Raw genomic sequence first — 21,161 nt, 5'->3', positions numbered from 1 at the left:
GTCCACCTGACTCCCACTGCCTCGGTCAGCAGAACGACACGGTCGGCTGAAGCGGACACACACCAAGCGGAAGCCATCGGGTACCGCCGGCGAGCGCGGCTGCTGTGCAGGACAGAGGAAACCTGCACAGCAGCCAGGCCTCGGGGCCCGTCGCCAAGGAGGGGCCGCACCAGCCCGGCGCCCCGCTCAGATGGTGCCGTCCCGCCCCTCCCAATACGGCTCCCGCAGTCGCCGTTTGAAGAGCTTGCCCGACTCGTCGCGGGGCAGTCGCTCCTCGAACACCACGGCCCTGGGCACCTTGTACCCGGCCAGCCGCTCCGCGACATGGGCGCGTACTTCCTCGGCGCTGAGCACCACACCCGGTTCGGTCTGCAGATGGGTGGCGAGCACCTCCCCGAACTCCTCGTCCGGGATGCCGAACACCGCCGCGTCCCGCACCCCGTCGAGGGCGAGCAGACAGCCTTCGATCTCGGCCGGGTAGATGTTGACGCCGCCGGAGATGACCATGTCGTTGCGGCGGTCGCTGAGGTAGAGATAGCCGTCCGCGTCGAGGTGGCCGATATCGCCGATGGTGACGTATCCGGGGAGGCCGGGGGCCTCCATCGCGGCGCGCTTGGCGGGGTCGCCGAGGTAGGTGAACCGCGGCCAGGTGTCGCTGGGTTTGAGGTAGATCTCGCCGGTGGCGCCGGTGGGCACCGGCGCGCCGTCCGGCCCGATGACCGCCACCCCGCAGGTCCCCTCGGCCCGGCCGACCGTACCGGGATGGGCCAGCCACTGCGCGCTGTCGCACCAGGTGACGGCGCCCGTCTCGCTGCCACCGTAGTACTCCCGCAGCACCGGCCCGAGCCAGTCGATCATGGCGTGTTTGATATGCGGCGGGCAGGGCGCCGCGGCATGCACCACCGAGGTGAGCGAGCTCAGGTCGTAGCGCTCGCGCACGTCCTTGGGCAGCCGCAGCAGCCGTACGAACATCGTGGGCACGACCTGCACCTGCTCGATCCGGTGCCGTTCGATCAGCCGCAGGAATTCCTCGGCGTCGAAGCGCGGCATCAGGGTGATGTCCAGACCCGCGGCGAGGGCGAGCACCGCGTGCTGGCTGGGCGAGGCGTGGTAGAGCGGCGCGGGAATGAGCGTACGGCCGCCGGGGGCGACCGCGAAGTACTCCAGGAAGGACTCCACCGCCTCGGCGATCCGCTCCTGGGGGACGGGCTCGCGCAGAACTCCCTTGGGGCGGCCGGTGGTTCCGGAGCTGTAGATGACGGTGGACGGGCGCTCCTCGGCGGCCTGCGCCAGCGGCTCGTGGCCCGCCAGCCAGGAGTCCAGGAGAGGGTGGCGGCCGGTGGCGGCCGGCGCGTCGATACCGCAGGCGGCCGCGACACCGGCGGGGACCGGGGCCTCGATGATCCGCGCGCCCTCGGGGAGCACCGCGGTCACCGCGTCCACCATGTCCGTGTGCACGAAGACGACCTTGCTGCCGCTGTCGGTGAGCACATGCCGCAGATCGTCGTGCTTGAAGTGCCAGTTGACGGGCACGGCCGAGGCGCCGAGCAGGGCGGCCGCGGCGGTGATCTCGAGATACGCCGGCTCGTTGCGCATGACGACGGAGATACGGTCGCCCGGCTCAACTCCCATGTTCTTCAAGCCCGTTGCGATACGTCCGGCCCGTTCGAAGAACTCTGGATAGCCCCGCTCATGGCCGGCCGAGCGGATGGCGGGCGCGGTGACGGAGGGAGCGAGGACATCATCCATGGTGCCTCCAATGAGTGTCGGCCGCGCCCATTGAACAGGCAGCCGGGACGGGTTTCCAGAGCGCTGACGCGATGTCAGTACGTACGCCCTCGCCCGGTCCGTGTGCCGCCGCGCATGACGTCGCCGGTCACTGGGCGTGAGGGGCAGGGGCCGCCACGGATCCGCCACCGCGGCGGTGCGCCGGCCGGGACCGCAGGCCGGCGCCGCGGCAGGCACCAGGGGCCGAGCGTCGCAGGGCGAGCAGCGCCGGACGGACCCGGCAGGGCAGGCAGCGCCGGACGGGCCCGTCCGGGCAGGCGGCCCGTGCGCACCACCGGAAAAAAGTTCCCGCACATTGGCCCGATCGAGTCATCGGTGTCCGGCGGACCGCGACTCCGCCCGCGCGCCGTGCGCCGTCGCGCCGCACTGTCAGTGCCCGCTTCTATCCTCGGGGAGCATGAACCATGACGAGATCCTGCGCCTCCATGGCGAGGCCCTTGAGCTCTTCGGGACCCGGGTCCATGCCGTGCGTGACGACCAGTGGGACAACCCCACACCGTGCACGGAGTGGTCGGTGCGCGATCTGGTGAACCACCTCACGGCGGAGCAGCTGTGGGTGCCCCGTCTGGTGCGTGACGGCGCCACGATTGCGCAGGTGGGCACGGATTTCGACGGCGATCGGCTGGGCGTCGACCCGGCCTCGGTCTGGGACCGCGCGGCGGTGGCCGCCGTGGCGGCGTTCAGCGAACCGGGCGCGCTCGACCGCACCGTCCATCTCTCCTACGGCTCCAGCCCGGCCGACGCGTACTGCGCCCAGATGATGGCCGACGCGGTGGTCCACGCCTGGGACCTGTCCCGCGCGATCGGCGCCGATGAGCGGCTCCCCGACGGCTTGGCGACGGCGGCCCTGCGCGAGGTCGAGCCGTACGCGCCGGGTCTGGGCGCCTCGGGGCTCTTCGCCCCCGCGATCGAGCCCCCGGCGGACGCCGACGACCTGACCCGGCTCCTGTGCCTGCTGGGCCGCCGGCCCTGACCCGCAGACGGTCGGGAGCGGCCGCCCATGGCGCCGCTCCCGTCCCTTCGCTGCCCCGGCCGCGGTGCCGCGGCCGGCCGATCGCCCGCGCGGAGACCTATGCCGGTCCGGTCTTCGTCGTCGCGACCGGCCTCGGTCGATCCCGCGGAACTCAGTCGATCCCGCGGAAGATATGCGGCTCGGCGGGGTCGTCGTCGCAGCCGGCGAGGCGCACCGGGACGCAGCGGCCCCAGACCTCGAGGTTACGGAGCTCCTTGATGCGACCTTGCCGGTCACCTTGCTTCATCGGGGGCTGCTTGTACTGAGCCTTGTGCAATGCCACCACGCACTCCTTCATTGAGGTAACGGTCCGACGCGGTGGCGCCTTGTTCACAAACCGGGAGGTCAGCCAGGGTTTGTGGCGGTCCCGCGACGGGCCAATGGTGTTGGCGTCTCCCCGAAGGGTCGTCCGTCGACCACCAGAGTATCGACGTCGGGCACCGCCCGCCCGGCATTTTCCGGCGATATCGGCATCGCGTCGGGAGGCGGAAATCACACCCCCACGATTAGTGAATTCGAACGAAATTCGTATGGCGGCGCTCTTGGAGAGAACAGGAGCCTTGGCGAGATCGGCAGCCATGGGATGCGGCGGCCCGCGAGAAAGCGGCGTCGGTCTTCGCGCCCGGCCGGTGACGCCCGGCCCGTGAGGGATCGCTCCCCGCGGCCGCGCGCCTGTCCCTCAGGTGTACGGCCGCAGTGCTACCCATGGGCGGGTGGAATGGTTCTCGGATCCTGCTTACTGGCTGGGGCGGCTCGTTTTTCAGCGGATGCTGGCGGTGACCTATGCCGTCGCGTTCCTTGCGGCGGCCCGGCAGTTCCGGGCGTTGATCGGGTCCCGGGGGATGCTGCCGGTGCCCGAATTCGTGGCGCGGGTGCCGTTCCGGGCATCGCCGTCGGTCTTTCAGCTGCACTACTCGGACCGGTTCTTCGCGCTGTGGGCGTGGAGCGGGGCGCTGCTGGCGGCGGCGGTCGCGGCGGGGGCGGCGGACGCCGTGCCGCTGTGGGCGTCGATGGTCATGTGGCTGGTGCTGTGGGCGATGTATCTGTCCGTCGTCAATGTGGGGCAGACCTGGTACAGCTTCGGCTGGGAGTCGCTGTTGCTGGAGACGGGCCTGCTCGCCGTCTTCCTCGGCAACGCCGATACCGCTCCCCCGGTCCTGGTGCTGTATTTGCTGCGCTGGGTGCTCTTCCGGGTGGAGTTCGGGGCCGGGCTGATCAAAATGCGCGGTGACCGCTGCTGGCGCGATCTGACCTGCCTGTACTACCACCACGAGACCCAGCCGATGCCGGGCCCGCTGAGCTGGTTCTTCCACCATCTGCCCAAGCCGCTGCACCGCGTCGAGGTCGCCGCGAACCATCTGGCCCAACTCGGCCTTCCGGTAATGCTGTTCGCTCCGCAGCCGGTGGCCGGATGGGCCGCGGTGGCGATGGCCGTCACCCAGCTGTGGCTGGTGCTGTCCGGCAACTTCGCCTGGCTGAACTGGCTCACCATCACGCTGGCCCTGTCGGCCGTCGCGCCTGCGTGGTGGCACCCCGCCTCGGCACCGGCCGCGCCGCCGCTGTGGTTCGAGGTCCTGGTCATCGCGGCCACGGCCGGCGTCGTCCTGCTCAGCTACCGCCCGGCCCGCAATCTGCTGAGCCGGCAGCAGCGTATGAACACCTCCTACGAATCCCTGCATCTGGTCAATTCCTACGGCGCGTTCGGCAGTATCACGCGGGTGCGCCGGGAGATCGTCGTGGAGGGGACGGCCGATGCGGTCACCGGTCCCGGCACGACCTGGCTCGCGTACGAGTTCCACGGCAAGCCGGGCGATATCCGGCGGCTGCCGCGCCAGTTCGCGCCGTATCACCTTCGGCTGGACTGGCTGATGTGGTTCGCCGCGCTCTCGCCGGCCTACGCACGGGCGTGGTTCATGACGTTCGTGGAGCGCCTGCTGGAGAACGACCGGGACACGCTGCGGCTGCTGCGCACCAATCCGTTCCCCGACGTCCCGCCCGCGCGGATCCGGGCCCGGGTCTTCCGGTACCGCTTCACGACCTGGCGGGAGCTGCGGGAGACCGGGGCGTGGTGGCACCGGACCCTGGAGCGGGACTTTCTGCCGCCCGTGGCGCTGTCGCCCCTGCCGCCGGCACCGTCCCGGCCCGCTCGCTGATCAGGCCGCTTCCTTGTCGTCGGCCGCCTCGGCCGTCCCGCCCCGGCCGCTCTCTTCCGTCACCTCGGCGCGGAAGGCGAGGACCATGGCGCGGGCATGACGCAGCCCTATGCGCGCGAAGTCCCGCTCCAGTACCGCGAGTTCGGCCAGCGTCTCGCCCAGGTCGCGGCCCAGGCGGGCGCGGGACTTGGTCAGGCCCAGGCGGGAGAGGGCGGCGCCGCGCGGTTCGTTCATATCGCTGAATTCGGCCAGGGCGAGGGCGTAGGTGTCGCGCGCCGCCTCGTACCCTCCGGCGCGGTAGTGGACGTTGGCGCGCATCTTGTGGTTGTAGGCGAGGGCGCTCGCGAGGTCCATGCTGCGGCAGATGGTCTCCGCCTCGGAGAGCAGGGCCAGCGCGCGGTCGGGGTCGCCCTGCACCGAGAGGACGTCGGCCACGCCGCGGAGCGACCAGGCGCGCCCCCGGGCGTCATCGGCCTCGGTGGCTATCCGGACGGACTCCTCGAACAGCTCCAGCGCCTTGGCGTAGTCGCCGGTGTTGCGGTGCATCTGGGCGATGCCGGACATCGCCCAGACCATATGGCGGGCCTCGCCGTGCGCCCGGCCCTCTTCGAGGAGGCGCTCGTGGAGTTCGGCGACCGCGGCGTAGTCGCCCTGTATGCGGCCGGTTTCGGCGAGGCCGGCGAGGGAGTAGCCGTGGGCGAGCCGGTCTCCGCTGTCGGCGGCCAGCTCCACGGCGTGCGCGAGCAGGCGGCGGGCGAGGGGGAGGGTGCCGCACTGGCGGGCCAGCGTGCCGCCGCTCCACAGGGCCCAGGACATGGCGGCCGCGTCGCCCGCATCGCGTGCGCTGCGGTAGCTGTCCCGCCAGGCGGTGCCGGCGTCCGCGACCCGGCCCAGCCGCCGGTTGGCCTCGGCAACCGCGAGGGCGGCGCGCGCCCGCTCCAGCGCCGTGCCCGCGTCGGCCTGTGCGCGGCTCGCCGTGGCCAGCACCTCCTCGTACGAGGAGTTCACGCCCAGCTCCGAGCCCAGTTCGCCCTGATATTCCGGGGCGAATGCCTTGCCGTACATAGATATGTTGCCTCTCGCTCATCTCCGTGCCTTGATCACGAAACTACGGGCCGTTGCGGCGCCGCGAATCACTCCAGATAGGGGTTCTTGATGTCCGTCTGGAGTGCCACTGAGGGGGTGCGGGTCATCATCTGGGTGTAGGGGAATCTCAGGGTCCGGTGCCCGGACCCCTTGCGGGATCGCCCCTCCCCCGCGTTGCGCACGGTGCAATGCGGGTTGCCGCACTTGCCTTGGCGTACGGCACCGGCCACCCTGGCTGCCACATCCGCCATCCGCGATCACCGACGCCGAGGAGTGGCATGAGCGCAGGACCGGGCACGGGGACCGGGGCAGGGTCAGGCATCGGCCGTCGTCAGTTCATGGGGATCGCCGTGGTCGGCGTGGCGGGGCTGACGGTCGGGGACGGGGCCCCCGCGCAAGGCCGCCGGCCCCGCGGCGCCCGGCGGCCCCGCGGCACCGGCCGCCCGAGCACCCGGCGCCCGCTCTTCCTGGGGACCTACACCTCGCAGGAGGGCGGCGGCACCGGCATCGGATGGGGGACGTACGACACCGCCGACGGCACCATCACCGCGACGGGGGTCGTGCCGGGCGTCGCCGACCCCTCCTATCTGGCGCTCGCGCCGTCCGGGCGGACCCTCTACGCGGTCGATGAGCAGGAGAACGGCGGTGTCACGGCGCTCGCCCTGCCGCCCGGCGGCGCGCCCCCCGAGGTCCTGGGGAGGCAGTCCACCGGCGGCGCCGGGCCCTGCCATCTGTCGGTGCACCCCGGCGGGCGCTGGCTGCTCAGCGCCAACTACCTCTCGGGCAGCGTGGCGGTGCATCCGATCGATCCGTCGAGCGGTGCCCTCGGGGAGCGTACGGACCTGGTCGCGCATACGAGCCCGCCGCCCGGTCCGGGCCAGGACGGGCCGCATGCGCATCAGATCATCACCAGCCCGGACGGCCGCCATGTCCTCGCCGTCGACCTCGGCAATGACACCGTCTACACCTACCGTCTGGACGAGAACACCGGGCGGCTCGGCCAGGTGGCGTATGCCGCGCTGCGGCCGGGCGCCGGCCCCCGGCATCTGACGTTCCATCCCTCCGGCGCCTTCGCCTATCTGGCGAACGAGGTCGACGACACGCTCGTGGTCTGCGGATACGAGAGGAGCAGCGGGCGGCTGACGCCCGGGGCTCCGCAGTCCACGGGGACGGGCGAGGGCACCAACTACCCGGCGCAGATTCTCGTCACCCGCAACGGCCGCTTCGCGTATCTCGCCAACCGGGGTCACAACAGCCTCACCCGCTATGCCGTGGAGGCGGGCGGGGCGCGGCTCCGGCTGCTGGACACGGTGCCGGTGAGCGGCGACTTCCCACGACAGATCGCGTTCTCGCCGGACGAGCGGCTGCTGTTCGCGGCGAACCAGAAGTCGGGGTCGGTGACGGTGTTCTCGGTCGATGCGGCGACGGGGGCGCTGCGGAGGACGGGCGAGCCGTTCGCCGCGCCGATGCCGGTGTGCGTCCTGCCGGTCTGACCCGAAACACTGCGGCAACAGCCCCGCAGGGTTGGCCGATTAGCGTCGCCCCCCATGAGTACGGAAACGGTACGGGACGACCGTCCCCCGCAGGCCGCTGCACCCGCGGCCGAGGGCGGACTGCGACAGGGCCTCAAGCGCCGCCATATGCAGCTGATCGCGCTGGGCGGGGTGATCGGGGCGGGGCTGTTCGTCGGCAGCGGTGTGGTCGTCCGGTCCGCCGGGCCGGCCGCCGTGCTGTCCTTCCTGGCGGCCGGTGTGCTGACCGTGCTGATCATGCGGATGCTGGCCGAGATGACCGTCGCCCGCCCGGCCCTCGGCTCGTTCTACGCCCATGTCCGCGAATCCCTCGGACTCCGGGCGGGATTCACGGTCGGCTGGCTGTACTGGTACTTCTTCGTCATCGTGGTCGCGGTCGAGGCGGTCGCGGGCGGCCGGATCATCCAACTCTGGCTTCCCGGCGCCCCGTTGTGGGCGATCAGCCTGGTGCTGATGGCGCTGCTGACGGCGAGCAACATGGTCTCGGCGCGGTCCTACGGCGAGTTCGAGTACTGGTTCTCGTCGATCAAGGTCGTGGCGATCGTGGTGTTCCTCTTCCTGGGCGCGGTGTACGTCCTGGGGCTGTGGCCCGGCGCTCAGGGCGGGCTGGCCCATCTGACGGCGCACGGCGGATTCGCACCGGAGGGGGTCGGCGCGGTGCTGGCCGCCGTCGTGCCCTGCATCGGGTTCTTCACCGGCGCGGAGATCGTGACGATCGCGGCCGCGGAGTCGGTGGAGCCGGAGCGGGCGGTGGCGGACGCGATCCGCTCCATCGTGCTGCGGGTCGTGGGTTTCTACGTGCTGTCGATCTTTCTGGTGGTCGCGGTGGTGCCCTGGACGTCGAAGGCGATCGAGGTGAGCCCGTACGCCGCGGTGCTGGACCGGCTGGCGGTACCCGCGGCCGGCACCGTCATGAACGCCGTGGTGCTGATCGCCGTGCTGTCCTGCCTGAATTCCGCGCTCTACACCTCGTCGCGGATGCTGTTCGCGCTCACCCGTAACGGGGACGCGCCGCGCGGATTCCTCGAGGTGAGCGGAAGCGGGGTGCCGCGCCGGGCGTTGCTCGCCGGGACGTCGGTCGGCTATCTGTCGGTGATCGCGGCCTGGATCTCGCCCGATGTCGTCTTCTCCTTCCTCATCAACTCCTATGGCGCCATTGCCCTGTTCGTCTATCTGGCGATCGCTGTCGCCCAGGTACGGCTGCGGCGCAAGCTGGAACGCACGGAGCCGGAACGGCTGACGCTGCGGATGTGGCTGTTCCCGTGGCTCAGCTGGGTGACCATCGCGCTGATGGTGCTGGTCATCGGGGCGATGGCGTTTCTGCCGGACAGCCGCGCGCAATTCTGGCTGAGCCTGCTGACCGTGGGTGTGGTGCTGGGCGCCTACGAAATCCGGCGACGCCGGGCGTGAATTCGACGCCGTATCGGCTACGAATTCGGTGTCGTCGGATGCGCATCCCGTGACGCCGGTACCGAAAATGCGGGCAGGCCGTCCGCGGCGCCACGGACGGCCTGCAAACCCTCGCTCACATCGCCCTCGACCGTATTCGAGGGCGCTCTTCCGGAGGATCCCGAAGCGATTCACCGGAATTCGGTCACCGGAATCTGGTCACCTGAATGCGGCCACCGGAGTCGGTGTCACGGAATACGGTCAGCTGGCGCCGGAGCGCCGTACGGCCAGGCGCATGCCCGGGTAAATGAGATCCGGGTCGGCGCCGATCACCGGACGGTTCAGCCGGTAGAATTCCTGCCAGCGCCAGCCGTGTGCGGAGGCGATACCGCTCACCGTGTCCCCGCGGTTCACCACGACGACATCGCCGGTACTCCGGTGGCGTGCCGCTTTCCATCGCTTCTCCGGGGAGGGCGCGGCGTGCGGGGCCGCGGTCCGCGGCGTGGTCGTGCGCGGGGTCGTGGCCCGCGGTGCCGCGGTGCGTGGCGTGGCCGCTCCCCGCAGGCCCAGCGAGGCCGAGCAGGCGGGCCAGGCCCCCCATCCCTGGCGGGCCAACACCCGCTCCGCCACGTTGATTTGCTGCGGCCGGCTGGCCAGCGCCGCCCGCGAGGCGTAGCTGCCGCCGCCGAACGAGTGCCAGGTGCTGTGCGCGAACTGCAGCCCGCCGGAGAACCCGTTGCCCGTGTCGGCGTGCCAGTTCCCGCCGCTCTCGCAGCCGGCCAGGCGGTCCCACGTCCCGTTGCTGACCGCTTCGGCCGATCCCTCGGCCGTCAGGTTCAGCGCGCCGGCCGCCAGCAGGACCGCGGCCGCCGCGACACCCCGGGCCCCCCGGCCCCGGAATTCACTCCGGCCGACAGATTCCGATCCGGTCTCGTACACCTGAGGAAATTCCACTTTTTGCTCCCGTCGCTCGCCGCGCAGTTGCCTGCCGGCCATTCAGGAAACCTGGCACCCTGACGTCCGCCGCCTGCGCAATGCCCTGCGTATTTCCGTGTGCCGTACCTTGCGAACCGCTTCGCGTATCGCCTTGTGCATTACCTCGCGCCTTACCTCGTGCAGTGCCTTGCGCAGCGAATTCTGCGGGTGCCATGAATTCGACGGGTCAGACACAACCACGCGCGGAGTTCGCATCGACAGAGCGCGCGGTAGCGCCTTCGCCGACCGGCTTGCCCCCTTGCCGCCACATCGGGGACAGGGACCGTCGCATGGTGCACGCGTGGGACGGGTAGGGGCGCACCCTTCATGCCAGAGGCACGTGAACCCCGGGCTGATCGCCCATGCGTTCGCCCCGGCGGTGTCCGCCGGGCGCACTCGTGGGGCTCGGTGCATACGCGCGGCGCAGGTCCGCACGCACCGCGCACGGCCCGTTCGGCCGTGCCACGGTCAGCCGGTGCGCGTGGGAGTGACGTACTGCCGTAGCAGATCGCGCAGCTCGGTCTCGAACTCGTCGTAGCGACAACGGAGTTCGGCCCCCGGCCAGTGACCTGGCAGCAGGGGTTCCGGGAGGAGTGGATCGGTGAGGAGATGGCGCAGTACAGCAGCCGAGACCGTGAAGCGTTGCGCGGGAGTGGCCGCCCCGTCAAGAGCGGCCACCAGGGCGCGCGCCCGCGCCGACCAGCCGGCCAGATCCCACAGCGTGCGCGCCAGCGCCGCCGGGTCGCCGTCCGGGGTTCCGGTCAGCAGGGTGCACTGCTCGGTGACCACGGCCGGGCGGGACCGTTCGAGGTTGCCGGGGCGCAGCCAGGTGCCCTCGCGCAGTTCCCCCAGCCGCAGGGCCGCCATCGCCTGCCGCAGCGCGGTCCGTTCGGCGGCCGGCCGGCGCTCGACGGTGACCACGGCGATCTCCCAGCCGCCGTCCCAGGGGCGGGTCCTGGGCGACCGGCTCTCGTCCTGCCGGGCCTGGCGCGCCAGCAGCCGGGCGGTGAGCTCGTAGCCGCCGTCGCACTGCCGCAGATCGCCGGCGGCCACCATCCGGGAGAGCGCGACCCGGACGGTGCCCTCGGCGATGCCGAAGAGTTCGCCGACCCGTACCAGGGCGCGCGCGGGCATCCGGGGCGGATGGTGCCCGAGAAGGGTGCTCAGCACGATGGAGCGGGCGGTGAGCGGCCGCAGCGCGAGGGAGTCGTCGTTCATATGTGCCCGGAATTCTAGCCAGCCGCTCCCCCCGCCCCACCGTGACTGCCAGGGCCGCCAGGACTGCCAGGACCGCCAGGACCACGACCACTGCCACCGCTGCCACCGCCGCCGCCCCTGCCACCACCGCCAAGGCCGCCAAGGCCGCCAACACACCCACCAGCCGCGCCTTACACTCTTCCCACGACTGTTCGAGATCTGTAACGTCGTCGGTATGACCGTCACTCACGAAGTCCTGAATCAGGCCCCGCCCCTGACCGAGTTCAGTACGGCGGACGAGCCGGCCCTGCTGGAGGCGCTGCGCCGGGAGGGCGCCGGGTGGGGCGAGCCGGAGGTGTCGGCGCTGGGGGCGCTGGCCGGTACGCAGGCGGTGCAGGACCAGGCGCGCTGGGCGGAGGAGCAGCCGCCGCGCCTGCACACCCACGACCGCTACGGGCACCGTGTCGACGAGGTGGAGTTCCACCCCGCCTGGCATCAGCTGATGACCGTCGCGGTGGAGCACGGTCTGCACGGTGCGCCCTGGTCCGACGACCGCCCCGGCGCGCATCTGGTGCGCGCCGCGAAGTTCTATGTCTGGTCGCAGGCCGAGCCGGGCCACGGCTGCCCGATCTCGATGACGTACGCCGCCGTCCCCGCGCTGCGCGCCGCCCCGGACCTGGCCGCGCAGTACGAGCCGCTGCTGGCGTCCCGCACGTACGACTTCGGGCTGCGCGCGCCGCTGACCAAGGCGGGCCTGATCGCGGGCATGTCGATGACAGAGAAGCAGGGCGGCTCCGACGTACGGGCGAACACCACCCGCGCGGTGCCGGCCGCCGACGGCACGTACCGGATCACCGGCCACAAGTGGTTCACCTCGGCGCCGATGAGCGATGTCTTTCTGGCGCTGGCCCACACGGCAGAGGGGCTGAGCTGTTTCCTGGTGCCGCGTGTACTGCCGGACGGCACGCTCAACGGCATGCGGCTGATGCGGCTCAAGGACAAGCTGGGCAACCGCTCCAACGCCTCCTCCGAGATCGAGTACGACGAGGCGGTGGCGTGGCCGGTCGGCGAGCCGGGCCGCGGGGTGCGGACCATCGTCGAGATGGTGAACATGACCCGGCTGGACTGTGTGCTGGGCTCGGCGGCCGGGATGCGGGCGGGGCTGCGGCAGGCGCTGCATCACACCGCTCACCGGAAGGCGTTCGGCCGGGAGCTGGACCAGCAGCCGCTGATGCGTGCGGTGCTGGCCGACCTCGCGATCGAGTCGGAGGCGGCGACGCTGCTGGCGATGCGGCTGGCGGCGGCGGTGGACCGGGCGCAGGCCGGGGACGCCGGGGAGGCGGCGCTGCGGCGGCTGGCGCTGGCGGCGGGCAAGTACTGGGTGTGCAAGCGGGGCAGCACGCATGCGGCGGAGGCGCTGGAGTGCCTGGGCGGCAACGGCTACGTCGAGGAGTCCGGTATGCCGCGGCTGTACCGGGAGGCGCCGCTGCTGTCGATCTGGGAGGGCTCGGGGAACGTCGCGGCGCTGGACGTCCTGCGCGCCCTGGGCAAGGAACCGGCCGCGCTGGACGCCTTCTTCGCCGAGGTGGACGCCGCCGCGGGTGCCGACCGGCGGCTGGACGCGGCGGTGGCCGGGGTCCGCGAGATGCTCGGCGGGCTGGCCGTTCCGGAGCGGGCGCAGCTGATGGCGCGGTCGCTGGCGGAGCGGATGGCGCTGGTGCTCCAGGGTTCGCTGCTGGTCCGGTACAGCCATCCGGCGGTCGCCGATGCGTTCTGCGCGTCGCGGCTCGGCGGGCAGTGGGGCCATGCGTTCGGCACGCTGCCGACGGGCGTCGACCTGGGCGCGATCCTGGACCGCGCCCGGCTGAAGGACCCGGCCGGGGCACGGGTCGGAGCGTGAGGTCCGTACGGGTCGAGCGCACGGGGCCGGTGACGACGGTGGTGCTGTCGCGGCCGGCCGCCCGTAATGCCGTGGACGGCGCGACGGCACGTGAACTGGCCGATGCCTTCCGGGAGTTCGAGGCCGACGACGGGGCGAGCGTCGCGGTGCTGTGGGGCGAGGGCGGCACGTTCTGCGCGGGCGCCGATCTCAAGGCGGTCGGCACCGAGCGCGGCAACGTCGTCGCCCCGGACGGCGACGGCCCGATGGGGCCGACCCGGATGCGCCTGAGCAAACCGGTGATCGCGGCGGTGGCCGGCCATGCGGTGGCCGGCGGCCTGGAGCTGGCGCTCTGGTGCGATCTGCGGGTGGCGGAGGAGGACGCGGTCTTCGGGGTGTTCTGCCGACGCTGGGGCGTGCCGCTGATCGACGGCGGTACGGTGCGGCTGCCCCGGCTGATCGGGGCGAGCCGGGCGATGGACCTGGTCCTGACCGGCCGCCCGGTCCCGGCCCAGGAGGCCTACGACATCGGACTGGCGAACCGCCTCGTCCCGACCGGGACGGCGCGCGTGGAGGCCGAGCTGCTGGCGGCGGAAATCGCCCGCTCCCCACAGGCCTGTCTGCGCAGCGACCGCGCCTCCCTGCTGGCGCAGGAGGGCAAGGACGAGGAGTCGGCGATGGCCACCGAACTCCGTTGCGGGCAGGCGGTGTTGGCGGAGGGACTGACGGGCGCCGCCCGGTTCGCGGCGGGTGCGGGGCGGCACGGGGAGCCGTACCGGGCCTGATGCGGCTGCGCGGCGCCGGGGCGGGCGCGACCGGCGGGCCCCTGGCGGTGGCTTCGTCGGCGCTCCGCCTCCGCGACCGCAGCGGTCGTCAGCCGGCCGACGGCCGCGGGCTGTCCGGCCGCAGGAAGCGGTGCAGGATCAGACGCAGGGTGGGGAGCTGGTCGGCCGGGCGGAAGGACGGGTCGGTGGCGGCGCTGGTGTAGAGGGCGGCGATGAGCGCCATGACCCAGGCCGCGGCGTCGTCGGGGTCCAGGGCGGGGTCGATCACCCCGGCCGCGGCGGCGTTCCGCAGCAGGGTGGTGACGGTGGACCGTTCCTCGTCGTTGTCACGGCTCAGCAGCGCTTCGAGCTCGGGGTCGCGGTAGGCCTGGATCATCGCCTCCATGACGAGGGCGGGGGCCGGCGGCTCCAGGGCGGGGGCGGCGAGCAGGTCCACGGTGTCGAGGAGGGCGGCCCAGGGGTCGTCGGCCGTGCGGGCGGCGGCGAGCCGCTCGGCCTTGGTCGCGCCGTCGTGCGCATCGTCCTCGAAGACAGCGTGGAAGATCGCGCGCTTGTTGGGGAAGTAGTGGAAGAGATTGCCCGCGCTCATACCGGCGGCCTTGCAGATCCCTGCCGTGGTGGTGCGCTCGAAGCCCTTGGCGGCGAAGAGTTCGGCCGCGACGCCGAGGATGTGCCGGCGCCGCGCCTGGTGCCTGGCCGGGTCGACTGTCCTCATCGCAACCTCTCTCGGGCCGGCTCCCGGCCATCTGCTTCGGTCTTCGGTCTTCGGTCTTCGGTGACGTAATAATAGACCGAGCGCTCGGTCTATTATTACGCCGCGATGAGCCAGGGGGAAACATGGACATGCGCAAGAACACCGGGCGGGAGCCGCAGGGAAACCGGCTCACCGTCCTCCGCGAGCCGACGGTGAACACCGTGGGCGTCTTCATCGTCTTCGTGCTGGTGGGAGCGGGTGTCGGCCGGCTCGTCGGCTTGCTGGCCGACTGGCTGGTGACACTGCCCTGGGCACCGTTCCAGGGACCGGCCGAGCTCGTCGCTTCGGTCCCCGCCTGGGCGCCGACCGCCGTGGGCTCGGTGGCGGGGCTGGTCCTGGGACTCGTCGCCCGGCACGAGCAGTTGGTGCTGCGCCTCTCGGACGACCGCGTGGTGCTCCTGCGCAAGGGTCGCGAGCAGGAATTCCCGCACGACGCCATCGCCACGGCGTTCCGGGACGGCAAGCAGCTCGTCCTGCTCGGCCACGACGGCGGCGAACTCACCCGGCAGCAGTGCGACCTGAACGCCGACCGCGTCGCCGACGCGTTCACCGCGTACGGCTACACCTGGGCGGACGCCGATCCGCACCAGGACGCGTTCCGCCGCTGGGTCCCGGACACCCCCGGACTCCCGACGGGCGCGAATGCCCTCCTCAAGGCCCGCCAGGAGTCGCTGGAGAAGAAGGGCCCCGCCGCCGACGACGTCCGGGAACTCCGTGACGAACTGGCCCGCCTCGGCGTCGTGGTGAAGGACGGGAAGCGACGTCAGTACTGGAGGGTCTTCCGGGAGGCGGGCCCGGCCGTGGAATGAGGGTCGCTCGCCCCGCCGGCTTCCGAATCTTCGAGCCGGCGGGCCGTCATTCCCCCGGGCCTGCGGACGACATGGCGGGTGTCGCAGAGGTCCCGGTCCTCGTTGACGATCCGGCCCCCGCCCATGCCGTCGAACAGCGCCTCCGCGAACCGCCGGTGATTCATTGACCAGCGCCGTCGTTCAGGCCGGTCCTACCGGGTCTCCACAGGCTTTCGAGCCCACCGGCTCCGCTCCCGCCCGCCCAGGCGCCGAGCGGCGGAGCCCGTGCCGGGTCCGTAATTCAGGGCCGGGGGTCATTCTTGAACGCGTTCAATTCTGCGGTACTGTCGGTCGCAGCAGGCATGCACACCGCACCGCAGGTACGGACGGAGGGGGACGAGATGACCGTATTGGTGCAACTCATCGTCATGCTCGGAATGTTCGTGGTGATCCCCCTGGGGGTCTCGCTGATCGACGGGCCCGGCCTGGCCCGTATCCGGGGGATCTGGCCGCTCGCCGCCGCGGCCGGCTCGCTCGCGCTGTGGCTGCCGCGCGGCCCGGTCGCCACCGGCTGCGCCGCCGGGTACGCGGCCGCCACCCTGGCACTCGCCGCGCAGGCGCCCCGGCGGCTGGCCCGGAACCGCTCGCTCGCGCCCGCCGAGATCGCCGTCCTGACCGCGCTGGCCACCCCGGCCGTCGCGGGACTGGCGCTGGTCGCCGAGCGCGCCGGGTACCGGCTGTTCGGCTTCGACCTCGACATCCTGGCGCTGACCGTCCCGCACTTCCACTTCGCCGGTTTCGCCGCGGCGCTGACGGCGGGGCTGGTCTGCCGGGGCAGCGGCGGCGGCCGGGCCGGCCGGTTCGCGGCGCTCAGCGTCCCGGTGGGCACCCTCCTCGTGCTCGCCGGATACTTCATCGACGACTGGGCCGAACTGGTCGGCGCGCTGGTCCTGACCGCCGGCATGTGGCTGGTGGGCCTGCTCACCTGGCGGGACATCCGGACCACCGGTCCCGACCGCACGACCCGCGCACTGCTCGGCTGCTCCGCCGTGGTCCTGGTGGCCACCATGCTGCTCGCGCTGAGCTGGGCGCTCGGCGAGGCGACCGGCCTGCCGCACCCCTCCGTCGCCTGGATGGCCGCCACCCATGGCCTGGGCAACGCCCTCGGCTTCGCCCTGTGCGCCCTCCTCGCACACCGCCGCCGGCACCGCGCGGCGCGGCGAGCCGGGGCAGGAGCCGCCGCCACCACCCGTCCTACCGCCTCCCTGAAGGAGCGTCACGCATGAGCGCCACCCACCACTCCGGAGACGTCAGCTACCCCGAGGAGGGGGGCACTCGGCGCACCCCGCTGCCCTCCGGCTACACCCACCTGTACGTCGAGGTGCCGGTCGGCCACGGCCGGGACGTCCTGGTGGCGGCGGGCGAGGCGGTCACCACGTTCCGGATGCACCGCTCGGCGGGCGCGGTCATCCAGGCCGACGCCACCCGGGCCGCACCGGGGGTGGCCGTCGAGGTCGGGCTGGGCATCGGCCCGCTGCGGCTGCGGGCGCCGTGCCGGGTGGTGTGGACGGTGGCCGACGAGGACCGGATCGGCTTCGCGTACGGCACTCGGCACGGGCACCCCGAGTGCGGCGAGGAAGCCTTCGTCGTCGAGCGGCGCGCCGACGGCTCGGTGTGGTTCACCGTGACGGCCTTCAGCCGACCCGGCGTGTGGTACACACGGCTCGCGGGGCCGCTCGTGCCCGTGCTCCAGCGCTGGTACGCCCGGCACCTCGGCCGGACCCTTCGCCGCCTCGCGCGCGGGGCCGTCCCGGGCTCGTATCTCACACCCTGATGACGTGCGGAGACGCGGAGTTACCGACTGGTAGCCCCGGCTACGGCCGATCGCCATACGTCCACCTCTGATTCATCTTTTCGTCACCATCACCCCTGCCGCTCGTGAGAGAAACCAGGCATGTGTGATGACGAACTGATCCCGCCTCAGGCGGACATGACCGAGCGGGAGTGGCTGCGGGCCGGCTCGGAGGCGACGGCGGACGGGCCGCCGATGCGCACCACCGGGCGGGTACCGCAGTGGGTGAACCGGCGGACGCTGCTGGGCGGCGCCATGGCCGGTGCCGCGCTCACGGTGCTGGCATCGGGAGCGGCGGCGCCCACCGCGTCCGCCGCGCCCCGCCTCGGGGCGCCGGGGGCCTTTCCGTTCCCCGAACACCCCAATGGGAAGGGCGAGTTCGCGGTCCTGGTGACCGGCGATGCGGGTACGGGCGACGAGGCGCAGTACGCGGTGGCGGCCGCCGCCCGCGATGTGTGCAAGGCCGAGGGGGTGGGTCTGGCGATCGGCCTCGGCGACAATATTTACGAGAACGGCCCGGAGTCGGCGCACGACTCGGAATTCCAGGACAAGTTCGAGAAGCCCAACAGCGGTATCGATGTGCCGTGGCTGATGGTTCTGGGCAACCACGACTGCTCCGGGCTGATACCGGGCAGCGGGGGCGACCCGTCCCGCGGCGACCGCGAGGTCGCCTATGCCACGACGTCGAAGCGCTGGTACATGCCGAGCCGCTACTACAGCGTGCCGCTGCCGGCCGCCGACCCGCTCGTGGAGTTCTTCGCCCTCGACACCATCCCCTGGTCGTCGTATGTCGCGCAGCTCGACCCGTACTTCCACTGGGACGGCCCCTACATGCGCGAGCAGCGCAGCTGGCTGGACGGCGCGCTGCGCGCCTCGCGGGCCCGCTGGAAGGTGGTGATCGGCCACCACCCGTACCTCAACAACGGCAAGCACGGCAGCGCCGGTTCCTACGACGGCTTCAAGATCGGGAACTACACCAGCGGGGTCCACCTCAAGGACATGTACGAGAAGGTGGTGTGCGGGCGCGCCGATCTGATCCTTTCCGGGCACGACCACACGCTGCAGGTGCTGGAGCCGACCGCCCGTACCGGCGGCACCCGGCAGGTGGTGTGCGGGGCGTCGGCCAAGACGGAGGACGGCAAGGCGCACTTCACGAACCCCGCGGCCTGGCAGAACTTCTCCGACCACGGGTTCATGGTGCTGAAGGTGGCACAGGCGCGGCTGACCATCGACGTCTACACGGTCGATGTGGCGACGCGGACGGCCACCTTGGCGCACCGCACGCGGCAGACCGGTCCGGTCGCGGCGGCGCGGGCGCACGCCTGACGTGGTGTACGCCTTACCTGCCCGTACGTGCCGCACATGCCGTACGGGCCGTACGTGCCGTACGTGCCTCACGTGCCGTACACCTGATGTGCCGTAGGCCGTCCCGGGACATCCGCGCCCCGGGACGGCTCGGCCGACCGGTGCAGGTGGTGCGTACGAGTGATGCGCAGGGGTGATGCGTACGGGTGATGCGTCCGGCGGCTGCATACGGCCGCCGCGCCCCGTCACCCGTCCTCCGTAACGCCCGTTGCCGCCGCTCGCCGCCCGCGGTGCAGGAAATGCGGGTCATCCGGCCGCCACCTAAGGTGATCGCACGGCCGCGTTCCGGTGGACAGCGGCCGCGGAGGCGCAGCGCACCATGACCACACAGAGCGGACCGCCGCCCGGCGGCTACGACCCCCGCGCCGACCGGGAACCGCGACGCGTCCCGGAGCACTGTCCCGGCGTCTCGCACCACGAACCGATCGGCCTGCGCCGGCGGCTCGCCCTCAACCGGATGGGCACCTTCGACTGGGACCTGGACCGGGGGTTCATGGACCTGGACGCCGGTGCGCTGGAGGTCTTCGATCTGCGCCCGGACGAATACGACGGCGCGCCGATGTCGCTGAGCGCCCGGGTGCCGCCGGAGGAGAGCCTCCGGCTGGATACCGCGGTCACCCAGGCGCTGCAGGCGGGCGGCTCGTCCTACGGCGCCTATTTCCGCGTCCGGTGCCGGGACGGGACGCCGCGCTGGGCGCACTCCCAGGGCCGGATCCTGCACGACGAGGACGGACTGCCCTACCGCATCATCGGCATCGTCCGGGAGGCGTCCGGCGAGCTGGCGGAATCCGCGCTGCTGCGCTCGCTCCAGCAGGAGCGGCAGCGGCAGACCGCGATGGTGCAGCAGGTCACCGTCGCGCTGTCCCGGGCGCTGTCGGTCGCGGATGTGACCCGGGTGCTCACCGGTATCGGCGGCGCCCGGCGGTTCGGCGCGGACGGGCTGGTGCTGGGGCTGACGGAGGGCGGCCGGTTCGAGGTCATCGCGATGGCCGGGATCGAGGGCGAGGTGCCCGAGGAGATGCGCAGAACCGAGCTGGACGACACCCTGCCGCTGTCCGATGCGGCGGTCTCGCGACGGCCCTCCTTCGTGGGCTCCCGGGGCGAGCTGCTGGCTCGCTATCCCCGGCTGCGCCCGTACGGGGAGCTCCTCCCGACCGGCAGCTCCTCCTTTCTTCCGCTGATCGCGCAGGACACCGTCATCGGGGCGCTGGGGCTGTTCAACACCGAGCCCGCGGTGCAGTCGACGGAGGCCAGGAATCTGGCGCTGGCGCTGGCCGGTGTCGTCGCCCAGTCGCTGCAGCGGGCCACGCTCTTCGACCAGGAGCGGGAGTTCGCCACCGGGCTGCAGGCCACCATGCTGCCGCGCCGGGTGCCGGACATCTGCGGGGGTGAGGTCACCGTCCGCTACCACCCGGCGAGCGTCGGACGGGACATCGGCGGCGACTGGTACGACGTGATCGCGCTGCCCCAGGGGCGGACCGGCCTGGTGGTCGGCGACGTCCAGGGCCACGACACCCACGCGGCCGCCGTGATGGGCCAGTTGCGCATCGCCCTGCGCGCCTACGCCACCGAGGGACACTCACCGGAGACCGTCCTGGTGCGGGCCTCCCGCTTTCTGGCCGAGCTGGAGACCGAGCGGTTCGCGACCTGTACGTACGTCCAGGCCGACCTGGAGTCGGGGGCGCTGTATGTGGCCAGGGCCGGCCATCTCGGCCCGCTGATCTGCGACAGTGCCCGGCACATCGACTGGCCCGAGGTCCGCGGCGGGCTGCCGCTGGGCCTGGCCAGCACCTTCGGGCACGACCATTTCCCGGAGACCCAGCTGTTCCTGGAACCGGGCTCCACGCTGCTGCTGTGCACCGACGGCCTGGTGGAGCAGCCGGGCCGGGACATCTCCGCGGGCATCGACGCGCTGTCCGCGGCGTTCCGTGCCGGGCCCGGGGAGCTGGAGGCGCTCGCCGACCAGCTCTCGGCGCATCTGTGGGCCGAGCCGGGCTCGGAGGACGATATGGCCCTTCTGCTGCTGCACCGGCTGGCGACTTCGGGCGGCACGGCCACGCCGCGGCTGCGGCTGCACGTCCATCAGGCCGACCCGTCGGGCGCCGGGGAGGTCCGCTCGGCGCTGCGCCGGATGCTGGACCAGTGGCGGGCGGGCGAGGTCACGCACAATGTCGAGGTGGCCGCCTCCGAACTGATCGCCAATGCGCTGACGCACACGGAGAGCGGCGCCCGGGTGTCCGTGGAGCTGCTGCCCGGGACCCCGCGGCGGATCCGTCTGGAGGTCGAGGACCGCTCCAGCTCCTGGCCGCGCCGCCGCAGCCCCGGCGAGACCGCCACGTCGGGCCGGGGGCTGCTGCTGGTCGAGGCGCTCGCGGACCGCTGGGGCGCGGAGCCGCGGGGCACCGGCAAGGCGCTGTGGTGCGAGTTCGTGGTGCCGGAGGTACCCGGGGCGCCGGAGGCGGCGCCGCGGGTGCGGTGAAATCCCCTCAGGGGAGGGGTTGTTGACGGTGGCCCCGATCCCTGCCGGGTGCGTCGGCGAGGGCCGAGCCGCCCAACCTGGCCGTTGGCCGACTCGGCCTGACAGGAACGTACACCCTGCCGCCCAC

18 protein-coding genes are annotated in these 21,161 nt (G+C 72.2%); 11 read left to right on the top strand and 7 right to left on the bottom strand.

The annotated features are described in order from the left end of the window. Positions 1 to 186 precede the first annotated feature (186 nt). Positions 187 to 1,749, bottom strand: coding sequence for an AMP-binding protein (locus AC5677_RS33450; protein WP_497191621.1), 1,563 nt, complete (start codon positions 1,747 to 1,749; stop codon positions 187 to 189). 436 nt (positions 1,750 to 2,185) lie between these two features. Here AC5677_RS33450 and AC5677_RS33445 point away from each other — a divergent pair, with 436 nt between their 5' ends. After that, complete coding sequence (locus AC5677_RS33445) at positions 2,186 to 2,761, top strand: TIGR03086 family metal-binding protein (protein WP_497191620.1); 576 nt, start codon at positions 2,186 to 2,188, stop codon at positions 2,759 to 2,761. A 151-nt stretch (positions 2,762 to 2,912) separates the two neighbouring features. Here the strand turns inward: AC5677_RS33445 and AC5677_RS33440 are convergent, their stop codons facing one another. Further along, entirely contained in the window at positions 2,913 to 3,083 is a 171-nt protein-coding gene (locus AC5677_RS33440) for a hypothetical protein (RefSeq protein WP_497191619.1), read from the bottom strand. A 430-nt stretch (positions 3,084 to 3,513) separates the two neighbouring features. On the opposite strand from AC5677_RS33440, the gene AC5677_RS33435 reads away from it, so the two are divergent. Continuing rightward, complete coding sequence (locus AC5677_RS33435) at positions 3,514 to 4,953, top strand: lipase maturation factor family protein (RefSeq protein ID WP_497191618.1); 1,440 nt, start codon at positions 3,514 to 3,516, stop codon at positions 4,951 to 4,953. On the opposite strand, the gene AC5677_RS33430 is transcribed toward AC5677_RS33435, so the two are convergent. Further along, entirely contained in the window at positions 4,954 to 6,018 is a 1,065-nt protein-coding gene (locus tag AC5677_RS33430; RefSeq protein ID WP_497191617.1) for a tetratricopeptide repeat protein, read from the bottom strand. 299 nt (positions 6,019 to 6,317) lie between these two features. On the opposite strand from AC5677_RS33430, the gene AC5677_RS33425 reads away from it, so the two are divergent. Further along, positions 6,318 to 7,532 carry a lactonase family protein gene (locus AC5677_RS33425; protein ID WP_497191616.1) on the top strand — a complete coding sequence of 405 codons (1,215 nt, stop codon included), beginning with the start codon at positions 6,318 to 6,320 and terminating at the stop codon, positions 7,530 to 7,532. Between the two features lie 54 nt (positions 7,533 to 7,586). Then, positions 7,587 to 8,981: an amino acid permease gene (locus AC5677_RS33420; protein WP_497191615.1), complete on the top strand. Its 1,395-nt coding sequence runs from the start codon at positions 7,587 to 7,589 to the stop codon at positions 8,979 to 8,981. Positions 8,982 to 9,221: 240 nt separating this feature from the next. On the opposite strand, the gene AC5677_RS33415 is transcribed toward AC5677_RS33420, so the two are convergent. Together AC5677_RS33415 and AC5677_RS33410 are read right to left on the bottom strand one after the other, a co-directional pair. Beyond that, entirely contained in the window at positions 9,222 to 9,914 is a 693-nt protein-coding gene (locus tag AC5677_RS33415; protein WP_497191614.1) for a transglycosylase family protein, read from the bottom strand. A gap of 489 nt (positions 9,915 to 10,403) precedes the next feature. Continuing rightward, positions 10,404 to 11,153, bottom strand: coding sequence for a PaaX family transcriptional regulator C-terminal domain-containing protein (locus AC5677_RS33410; protein ID WP_497191613.1), 750 nt, complete (start codon positions 11,151 to 11,153; stop codon positions 10,404 to 10,406). 214 nt (positions 11,154 to 11,367) lie between these two features. Between AC5677_RS33410 and AC5677_RS33405 the strand changes: the two genes are divergently transcribed. Continuing rightward, a complete protein-coding gene (locus AC5677_RS33405) occupies positions 11,368 to 13,032 on the top strand; it encodes an acyl-CoA dehydrogenase family protein (RefSeq protein WP_497191612.1) in 1,665 nt (554 codons plus the stop codon). Further along, positions 13,029 to 13,796, top strand: coding sequence for a crotonase/enoyl-CoA hydratase family protein (locus tag AC5677_RS33400; protein ID WP_497191611.1), 768 nt, complete (start codon positions 13,029 to 13,031; stop codon positions 13,794 to 13,796). The genes AC5677_RS33405 and AC5677_RS33400 overlap by 4 nt, the downstream gene beginning before the upstream one ends. Positions 13,797 to 13,884: 88 nt before the next feature. Here AC5677_RS33400 and AC5677_RS33395 read toward each other — a convergent pair whose 3' ends face one another. Beyond that, positions 13,885 to 14,511, bottom strand: a complete 627-nt coding sequence (locus AC5677_RS33395) for a TetR/AcrR family transcriptional regulator (protein ID WP_497191610.1) — start codon at positions 14,509 to 14,511, stop codon at positions 13,885 to 13,887. Positions 14,512 to 14,639: 128 nt separating this feature from the next. Between AC5677_RS33395 and AC5677_RS33390 the strand changes: the two genes are divergently transcribed. Further along, a complete protein-coding gene (locus AC5677_RS33390) occupies positions 14,640 to 15,359 on the top strand; it encodes a YqeB family protein (RefSeq protein WP_497191609.1) in 720 nt (239 codons plus the stop codon). Here AC5677_RS33390 and AC5677_RS33385 read toward each other — a convergent pair. Further along, positions 15,314 to 15,523 (bottom strand): hypothetical protein, encoded by a 210-nt coding sequence (locus AC5677_RS33385; RefSeq protein WP_497191608.1) that lies wholly within the window; start codon positions 15,521 to 15,523, stop codon positions 15,314 to 15,316. The genes AC5677_RS33390 and AC5677_RS33385 overlap by 46 nt on opposite strands. A 216-nt stretch (positions 15,524 to 15,739) precedes the next feature. On the opposite strand from AC5677_RS33385, the gene AC5677_RS33380 reads away from it, so the two are divergent. The 4 genes from AC5677_RS33380 (at position 15,740) to AC5677_RS33365 (ending at position 21,034) form a co-directional block, all read left to right on the top strand. Beyond that, positions 15,740 to 16,624, top strand: a complete 885-nt coding sequence (locus AC5677_RS33380) for a YndJ family protein (RefSeq protein ID WP_497191607.1) — start codon at positions 15,740 to 15,742, stop codon at positions 16,622 to 16,624. Next, a complete protein-coding gene (locus AC5677_RS33375) occupies positions 16,621 to 17,172 on the top strand; it encodes a DUF1990 domain-containing protein (protein WP_497191606.1) in 552 nt (183 codons plus the stop codon). Before AC5677_RS33380 ends, AC5677_RS33375 begins: the two co-directional genes overlap by 4 nt. A gap of 120 nt (positions 17,173 to 17,292) precedes the next feature. After that, a complete protein-coding gene (locus tag AC5677_RS33370) occupies positions 17,293 to 18,516 on the top strand; it encodes a metallophosphoesterase (RefSeq protein ID WP_497191605.1) in 1,224 nt (407 codons plus the stop codon). 358 nt (positions 18,517 to 18,874) lie between these two features. Next, positions 18,875 to 21,034: a SpoIIE family protein phosphatase gene (locus tag AC5677_RS33365; RefSeq protein WP_497191604.1), complete on the top strand. Its 2,160-nt coding sequence runs from the start codon at positions 18,875 to 18,877 to the stop codon at positions 21,032 to 21,034. The last annotated feature ends 127 nt before the right edge of the window (positions 21,035 to 21,161 follow it).

This window comes from Streptomyces sp. JLSY215 (assembly GCF_059682825.1).
Note: the sequence above shows the minus strand (reverse complement) of the source record. Positions and strands in the feature narration are given on the sequence as shown.

What these genes read in the sequence shown, in the direction of transcription:
- AC5677_RS33450 (WP_497191621.1), bottom strand. Translation starts at nt 1,749, where the DNA reads ATGGATGATGTCCTCGCTCCCTCCGTCACCGCGCCCGCCATCCGCTCG.
- AC5677_RS33445 (WP_497191620.1), top strand. Translation starts at nt 2,186, where the DNA reads ATGAACCATGACGAGATCCTGCGCCTCCATGGCGAGGCCCTTGAGCTC.
- AC5677_RS33430 (WP_497191617.1), bottom strand. Translation starts at nt 6,018, where the DNA reads ATGTACGGCAAGGCATTCGCCCCGGAATATCAGGGCGAACTGGGCTCG.
- AC5677_RS33425 (WP_497191616.1), top strand. Translation starts at nt 6,318, where the DNA reads ATGAGCGCAGGACCGGGCACGGGGACCGGGGCAGGGTCAGGCATCGGC.
- AC5677_RS33420 (WP_497191615.1), top strand. Translation starts at nt 7,587, where the DNA reads ATGAGTACGGAAACGGTACGGGACGACCGTCCCCCGCAGGCCGCTGCA.
- AC5677_RS33410 (WP_497191613.1), bottom strand. Translation starts at nt 11,153, where the DNA reads ATGAACGACGACTCCCTCGCGCTGCGGCCGCTCACCGCCCGCTCCATC.
- AC5677_RS33405 (WP_497191612.1), top strand. Translation starts at nt 11,368, where the DNA reads ATGACCGTCACTCACGAAGTCCTGAATCAGGCCCCGCCCCTGACCGAG.
- AC5677_RS33395 (WP_497191610.1), bottom strand. Translation starts at nt 14,511, where the DNA reads ATGAGGACAGTCGACCCGGCCAGGCACCAGGCGCGGCGCCGGCACATC.
- AC5677_RS33390 (WP_497191609.1), top strand. Translation starts at nt 14,640, where the DNA reads ATGCGCAAGAACACCGGGCGGGAGCCGCAGGGAAACCGGCTCACCGTC.
- AC5677_RS33385 (WP_497191608.1), bottom strand. Translation starts at nt 15,523, where the DNA reads ATGAATCACCGGCGGTTCGCGGAGGCGCTGTTCGACGGCATGGGCGGG.
- AC5677_RS33380 (WP_497191607.1), top strand. Translation starts at nt 15,740, where the DNA reads ATGACCGTATTGGTGCAACTCATCGTCATGCTCGGAATGTTCGTGGTG.
- AC5677_RS33375 (WP_497191606.1), top strand. Translation starts at nt 16,621, where the DNA reads ATGAGCGCCACCCACCACTCCGGAGACGTCAGCTACCCCGAGGAGGGG.
- AC5677_RS33370 (WP_497191605.1), top strand. Translation starts at nt 17,293, where the DNA reads ATGTGTGATGACGAACTGATCCCGCCTCAGGCGGACATGACCGAGCGG.
- AC5677_RS33365 (WP_497191604.1), top strand. Translation starts at nt 18,875, where the DNA reads ATGACCACACAGAGCGGACCGCCGCCCGGCGGCTACGACCCCCGCGCC.